The 6,034-nt window shown below is 63.7% G+C and carries 8 protein-coding genes and 1 pseudogene; 4 read left to right on the plus strand and 5 right to left on the minus strand.

Going from position 1 to position 6,034, the window contains the following annotated elements; genetic code table 11:
- Positions 1-17: 17 nt before the first annotated feature.
- Positions 18-167 (plus strand): hypothetical protein, encoded by a 150-nt coding sequence (locus IQ26_RS39765; RefSeq protein ID WP_167522703.1) that lies wholly within the window; start codon positions 18-20, stop codon positions 165-167.
- Between the two features lie 80 nt (positions 168-247).
- Here the strand turns inward: IQ26_RS39765 and IQ26_RS21420 are convergent, their stop codons facing one another.
- Together IQ26_RS21420 and IQ26_RS21425 are read right to left on the minus strand one after the other, a co-directional pair.
- Positions 248-622, minus strand: a complete 375-nt coding sequence (locus IQ26_RS21420) for a DUF423 domain-containing protein (RefSeq protein WP_145720340.1) — start codon at positions 620-622, stop codon at positions 248-250.
- 41 nt (positions 623-663) lie between these two features.
- Positions 664-1,867 (minus strand): annotated as a pseudogene (locus tag IQ26_RS21425) (MFS transporter).
- Positions 1,868-2,047: 180 nt separating this feature from the next.
- Between IQ26_RS21425 and IQ26_RS21430 the strand changes: the two are divergent.
- Both IQ26_RS21430 and IQ26_RS21435 read left to right on the plus strand, forming a co-directional pair.
- Positions 2,048-2,713 (plus strand): GntR family transcriptional regulator, encoded by a 666-nt coding sequence (locus IQ26_RS21430; RefSeq protein ID WP_145720341.1) that lies wholly within the window; start codon positions 2,048-2,050, stop codon positions 2,711-2,713.
- Positions 2,664-3,032: a DUF982 domain-containing protein gene (locus tag IQ26_RS21435; RefSeq protein ID WP_240547189.1), complete on the plus strand. Its 369-nt coding sequence runs from the start codon at positions 2,664-2,666 to the stop codon at positions 3,030-3,032. The genes IQ26_RS21430 and IQ26_RS21435 overlap by 50 nt, the downstream gene beginning before the upstream one ends.
- Before the next feature lie 41 nt (positions 3,033-3,073).
- On the opposite strand, the gene IQ26_RS39770 is transcribed toward IQ26_RS21435, so the two are convergent.
- Together IQ26_RS39770 and IQ26_RS21450 are read right to left on the minus strand one after the other, a co-directional pair.
- Positions 3,074-3,226: a hypothetical protein gene (locus IQ26_RS39770; RefSeq protein WP_145720342.1), complete on the minus strand. Its 153-nt coding sequence runs from the start codon at positions 3,224-3,226 to the stop codon at positions 3,074-3,076.
- A gap of 412 nt (positions 3,227-3,638) precedes the next feature.
- Entirely contained in the window at positions 3,639-4,619 is a 981-nt protein-coding gene (locus tag IQ26_RS21450) for a glycosyltransferase family protein (protein ID WP_145720343.1), read from the minus strand.
- Between the two features lie 98 nt (positions 4,620-4,717).
- Between IQ26_RS21450 and IQ26_RS21455 the strand changes: the two genes are divergently transcribed.
- Positions 4,718-5,500: a glycosyltransferase gene (locus IQ26_RS21455; RefSeq protein WP_145720344.1), complete on the plus strand. Its 783-nt coding sequence runs from the start codon at positions 4,718-4,720 to the stop codon at positions 5,498-5,500.
- Here IQ26_RS21455 and IQ26_RS21460 read toward each other — a convergent pair.
- Positions 5,479-6,034, minus strand: a 556-nt coding sequence (locus IQ26_RS21460) for a galactosyltransferase-related protein (RefSeq protein ID WP_240547190.1), incomplete at its 5' end; no start/stop codon positions are given. The two genes, IQ26_RS21455 and IQ26_RS21460, sit on opposite strands and share 22 nt — an antisense overlap.

Raw genomic sequence — 6,034 nt, forward strand, 5'->3', positions numbered from 1 at the left:
AATAAGGAGATCAGGTCATGCATCCGATCAATCAGCTGTTCGAAGATATCTATCGCAATTATTGGGGCATCTCGCCGGCCACCGACAGGCCGGAGAGGCAGCGCCTGACCACGCCGGCCGCGCGCAATCGCGACCTGCCGGCCCGGCCCGAACGCCGGCAAGAATGACCGCGTTTGTGGGGGAGATCTGCCTGCGAGGCCGGGAGGTTAGGACACCAACCGAGCTCCTCGATGGGTGCGGGCCCGCCTCAGGAGCGCGGGCGCACCAGCGCCGAGGCGGCAACCGCCAGCCACCCGGCGATGAGCAAGGTGCCGCCGATCGGCGCCGACATCGGGAAAAGCCGCGAGCCGAGGAAGTCCCGGGCGAGGAGATCGCCACAAAACAAGACAAGCCCGACAAGAAGGATGAGGCTTGCGGTTCGCAGGATCCGGTTTGCGCCGACGAGCCCGACGGCGAGAAAGACCGGCGCATGCATGAGCAGGAAGGACGCCGCCGTGCTGACGAAAGCGCCGCCGAGATGCGCCGCCGCGGCGGAGAGCGCAACGCCGGCCGCGCCACACAGGCTGCCGGCAAAAACGAGGATGCGGCCGCTGCCGTTCGCTGATTGCTCGGCGGTGCTCATGTCTCTGGTCTCCGTGAACTGGTGATAGCTCGCAAACGGTGTCACGACTCGCCCGCCTGCACCAGCATGTCGCGCTCGCGGCGCGACTGGACCAGCCAGTTATACGCCGCTCCGCCGGCCATCAGCACGGAGGTGCCGAGAAACACCGCGCGCATGCCGAAATGACCGCCGACGAAGCCGCCGAGCAGCGGCCCGGCGACCTGTCCGACATATTGCGCCGAGATCGACAGTCCCAGCACATTGCCGCCGACGCCGTCCGGAACATTGTGGCGGATGACGCTGGTGATGCAGGGCAAGAGACCGCCAAGCGCCAGCCCCATCAGGAAGCGCAGGCCGACGAGTTGCCAGCGCGCCGATGATGACGTTCCAGTGGCCGACGCGGTCGGCGAGCTTGCCGAGACGCGAGGCTGACAGGATGGCGCCAAGTGCCGCCGCCGACATGACGACGCCGGAGGTCAATGTTAACAGGCTTTGGTCCTCGATGAGCTGCTGGACGTAGACCGTTATGATCGGCTCGATCGACATGGTGGCGAAGCTCAGCAGCATGCCGGTCGCCAGCATGGCGACGACGGGGCGCTTGTCCGGAATTTGCGACCAGCCGCCTTTCGGCTTCTCGGTCGATGCTGCCTTGTCGACTGTCGGGCGAGGGTTCTCCTTGATGAGAAAAGTCGTTGCCATGAACGCCAGGAAAATGACGCCGCCGGCGAGCAAGAAGGTGGCGCGGATGCCGATCAGGGGCGGCAGCGCGCCGCCGAGCAGGGGACCGACGAGGGCGCCGGCGGTGATACCGGCCGACAGCACGCCGAGCGCCCAGCCGGACCGGTCCTTCGGCGTTTGCATGGCGACGAGAATGGTCGAGCCGGAGGAATAGCCGCCGGCGAAGCCGATCAGCAGGCGCAGCAGCACCAATTGCCAGACAGTTTCCACAAGGCCGGTCAGCGACATGCAGATGGCCATGCCGAAACTGGCGCGCACCAGCATCAGCTTGCGGCCGTAGCGGTCGCCCAGCCGTCCCCACAGCGGCGCCACCAGCGCGGCGGCGAAGAACGTCGCGCCATAGGCGATGCCGGACCACTGCACGATCGCAGCGTGCCCCTCGGCACCCAGCTGCTCGACATAAAGCGGCAGGAAGGGCAGCAGCAGGGTCATGGCGACAAGCGTGCTGAACGAGCCGGCAAAGCACACGGCGAGATTGCGCCGCCAATGGATATTGTGCGTGCTTTGCACTGTGCTGTCTTGCGGCATGTCACGTCCTGTCCGGCCAGCTCGCATGAAAACTTGCCGTGGATACCATTTTGGGATACCAAACTGGTATCCGTCATGGACGCAAGCCTGGCGGCTGTCAATGCGGCCCTTTCAAACGTGATCGGCAAACGCTGGCCAGCGACCCGATTGCCAGAACAAATGGGCGGAACGGAAGCCACAATGTCACAAATGCAGAATGTCGAAAAACAGCTTCGCGAGATGATCCTCGGCCTTGAGATCGGTCCGGGCGAGCGGCTGACGGAACGCTGGATCGAAAGCCGCTTCGGAGCGTCGCGCACGCCGGTCAGGGCAGCGTTGCTGCGGCTCGAGACGGAGGGCCTGGTCTGCCGCGACGGGCGCGGCTGGACGGTGTCGCCCATCAATCTCGCCGAGCTCGAGCAGATCGCCGTCTACCGCGAGGCGGTCGAGGTCGCGGCACTCAGGCTGACCTGTGCCCTGGAGGATAGGAGCGCCGTCGACCTCCTCGAGGCGATGCTGGACTCCTGTGACGCCACCACTCCGCGCGAGGAATGGCACCGCGTCGGCATGGATTTTCACATCGAGCTGGCACGCCTGTCCGGCAACGAGTTCCTGTTCAGGGCGGTCCGCGATGCCATGACGCGCCTGTCGCGCGCCCGCTGGCTGGAGGTGCGCGACGAGGCGGCACTCGGCCGTGCCTGGGCCGAGCACCATGCCCTTTTGGCAGCGGTCCGGGCCGGCGATGCCGGTGAGGCAGCACGCCGGCTTTCGGCCCATATCGTCGGCAGCCGCGACCGGCTGGTGGCGTCATTGCGCAATGACCGGCGCGGCCTGCGCGCCAGGGGATTTGCCGTCGTCGCGGCCTGATTGCGCGGGCAGCCACTTTGGCCCTCGCTTCGCGAGCGCCGATGGCGTAAGAGCGGCGATGGAAAACAACCGATTTGAAACACCCGTGACCGTCAAGTCGGGCGCGGAGGGAGCCACTCAGCTCTTGCGGACCGCCCGGGAGGCTTCCGATTACCTCCTCAACAGCTGGCCCGGCAAGCGCACTCCAAAGCATCGCGAAGCGCTGCAGGCCTGCCACGATGCGCTGGCCGGCGACAAACCGGCGATGACCGCAAGGCGCGCCTTCATCGCCGCCGCGCGTGAAGTGAACGTTTTCGTCACCGACAAGGCGCCGGCCTGAAGGCGCAGCGAAATCCGGTCTGCCTCGCGGGCCGGACAGTTTTACTCTGCCGCTTCGGTCTCGGACGAGGTCTCGTCTTCGGGCTTCGAACGTTCCTTGGCTGCGACCTTGGCCGCCAGCTTTTCCGCCTTCTTGGCGGCCTTCTGCCGGTCACGTTCCTTGCGTTCTTGACCGTAATTCGGTGCTCGCGCCATACTTTTTCCTTTCACAGACCTGAAGGCTCTTCGCCCTGCCTAGGAGCATTGGGCTACAAACACAACACCGCAAAGGCCAATCGGCTCCATAGACGGCCGGCAGGGCCGGCTCCACGCGGTTCGGGCTTGCAAGACGGCTGGCACAATGATGTAGGAGAGGCCGGAGTGCAAATAACAAGCCGACTTTTTACCAAGTGACCGATGGCCACGCTTCAAAGAAACGCACAGAAGCTCTTCTATTATGCGCGCAATGCCATGCGCGATATCGCACCGCAGGCGTTGTTTCGCCGCAGGCTCGCAGGGCTGCTCGATCAGCCCAGGCTTTCGGACGGATCGATCCGCGTGTCTTAATTTCGAAAGCGCGATAAAGAGCGGGAAGGATGGCGTAGGATTGGCTTTGTCAGCGAGATTGTCACCAGGATTGAGCAATCAGCGCCACGGCGTCGGCGCGAGCCTTAGAAGACAGGTCCAAAATCGTCGCCTGGGAGTTGGCCACCGCCTCGACCGGCCATTCGGCGATTATCCGACGCATCTGGCCGGCGAGCGAAGACTCATTGGCTTCCTCGATTGAGTAGGCGAGCGGCCAGCCGACGCGGTCGAGGATCGGCTTCACCTTGCCCGTTCCCCTGATCTGGTCGATGGCGATGACAGGCTTGCCTTTTGACAGGCCGTAGAGCGAGCCGTGCAGGCGTGTCGTGAGGATGAGGTCGACGGTCTCGAACTGCCGCTCGATCTTCGCTGCCTCGTTCCCGGACCTCAACACGGTGTCGATCGGTTCGGTTTCGAGACCGAAGGCTTCGGCCAACTGCGACAAGAGCCCCTCGGCTCTGACCCATTCGGTCATGCCCTTGCCGTAATCCCGCTGCTCGCCCCGAAAGCAGAGCCCGGCTTTCAGCCGCTTGCCGGGCGGGGGCACCGCGCAAGGCCGGGAGCGCGAGATAGCAAGATCGAAGGATTGCCTCGGCAGGCCGTCGCGCGCCAATACTGCGTCAAAACGGGCAGCCATGTCCTGATGCCGGGAAATGACGCTGACGCCCACCGCAATCTTCCTCGCGTTCCGGTGCACGTCGAGCAGGTCGGCCAGTTGGTCGGCCTGAACGATCGGGCCGCAGACGAAAGCCAGCGTTTCGATTTCGCGGCGCATGTCGAACAGGTCGCTTATCTGACGGTGGCCGGCAATGCCAAGTGTCGGGTGGCTCAGTACGTCATGGTCATGGCCGGCTCGGAACAGCTCCGCCGAAAGGTTCTCCACCGCATGCAGATCGCCGATTGTCGCGCCGCCGCCGTTTTCGAAACTTCCCCACCAGACGAGCGTAGTGGGCGAAACAGTGGTGCGCCTGAGCAGTCTGTGTCGGCGCTTGAATGAGCGCCATTTGCGGCTGACCAACGACATGAGTTTGAGTTTCTTCCGGGATCGACTATGACAACCGTCTTTCCGCAAGCGCGGCACGTCCCTCATGCCGCATAGAGAAAAATACAAAGATAGGCAACATGGCAGCCCCGGCGGTAAACATGCTCTGGATCGGCGACAGGCTGGGCCGCATCGAGTTGTTATCGATCGCCTCCTGGCTCGCCTGCCGCCACGCCGTGCGTCTTCACGTCTACCAGCCGGTCGCCAATGTTCCAACCAGAGTCGATCTCGTTGATGGCGAGCTTACTGTACCCTTTGGCAAGATGAAGCGCTTGCGCCACCGCAAGACCGGCTCCTACGCGCTCGCCTCCGACTATTTCCGCTATCGGTTGCAGCTGACCGCTGGCGGGCTTTGGTCCGACCTCGACATGGTTTGCCTGAAGCCGGTGAATATCGAGGGGGATTGCCTGTTCGGGCTCGAGGACGAGACCATGATCAACGGCGCCATCCTTTATCTCAAGTCCGACTTGCCGATGACGGCCGAGCTTGAGGGCCTGTTCCGCACCAGTTACTTCCCTCCCTGGACACGCATGCGGCGGGCGCGCAAGGCGCGATTTAAGCGCTTCATCGGCCTACCGGTTCAACCGGCCGATCTTCCCTGGGGAACCTTCGGCCCTGGCGCGTTGACGGCGCTGGCGCACAAGCACGGGCTGTTCGAGCGGGCATTGCCGCGGGAAGTCTTCTACCCACTGGATTTCCGGCAGGCGCAGGCCATCTACGATCCGACATTCTCGCTGGATGCGATACTGCGTGAGGAGACGCTGACATTGCATCTCTGGAACGAGGCTCTGCGTGATTTGAAGCGCAGGCCGCCGCCGGCCGGTTCGCCGCTCGCGGAGCTTTATGCCGAGTTTGGCGTCTGAATGGCTTTGTTGCGAAGGCGGGCAGTCTCTATCCTGTCGAGCACGATCTTCTTGTTCGCCTCCGCGCGGCTCGGATCGGCCGGCTTGTGCCAGAGATGCAGCACCTCCGTCGCCCACGTGCCGGAACGCCGAATGACGCCTTTATCCTGCAGGCGGAAGACGAAGTCGATGTCCTCCGAGCCCCAGCCTGTGAAGGTCTCGTCGAATCCGCCGACGGCAAGTGCGTCGCTTTTCCAGCAAGCGAGATTGCAGCCCTTGATGCGTCGCCAGACGAAGGAGCGATAGTCCGACGGCCTTCGCCAGGTCAGACGCGCGAAGAGCGGTATGACCTTGGAGATTTCGCCGGTAAGGCGATAGCTGAGGGACTTCTGGCGGAAGGCTTGATAGTTCCATTTTCCTTCGGCCAAAAGCTCCCTGCTGAGCTCCCGGCCAAGCAGAATGCGGCTGCCGGTGACCAGGTGGTTCGGTTTGGCGAGCGCGCGGTGCTGAGCCACGAAGTCCGGCTGCAGGATGCAGTCGCCGTCAATGAAGATC

Origin of the sequence: Mesorhizobium tianshanense, assembly GCF_007830515.1 — a bacterium.
Classification (GTDB): domain Bacteria; phylum Pseudomonadota; class Alphaproteobacteria; order Rhizobiales; family Rhizobiaceae; genus Mesorhizobium; species Mesorhizobium tianshanense.

Excerpts from the sequence above, each read along its gene's own strand:
- IQ26_RS39765 (WP_167522703.1), top strand. The coding sequence starts at position 18 with ATGCATCCGATCAATCAGCTGTTCGAAGATATCTATCGCAATTATTGG.
- IQ26_RS21420 (WP_145720340.1), bottom strand. The coding sequence starts at position 622 with ATGAGCACCGCCGAGCAATCAGCGAACGGCAGCGGCCGCATCCTCGTT.
- IQ26_RS21430 (WP_145720341.1), top strand. The coding sequence starts at position 2,048 with ATGTCACAAATGCAGAATGTCGAAAAACAGCTTCGCGAGATGATCCTC.
- IQ26_RS21435 (WP_240547189.1), top strand. The coding sequence starts at position 2,664 with ATGACCGGCGCGGCCTGCGCGCCAGGGGATTTGCCGTCGTCGCGGCCT.
- IQ26_RS39770 (WP_145720342.1), bottom strand. The coding sequence starts at position 3,226 with ATGGCGCGAGCACCGAATTACGGTCAAGAACGCAAGGAACGTGACCGG.
- IQ26_RS21450 (WP_145720343.1), bottom strand. The coding sequence starts at position 4,619 with ATGTCGTTGGTCAGCCGCAAATGGCGCTCATTCAAGCGCCGACACAGA.
- IQ26_RS21455 (WP_145720344.1), top strand. The coding sequence starts at position 4,718 with ATGGCAGCCCCGGCGGTAAACATGCTCTGGATCGGCGACAGGCTGGGC.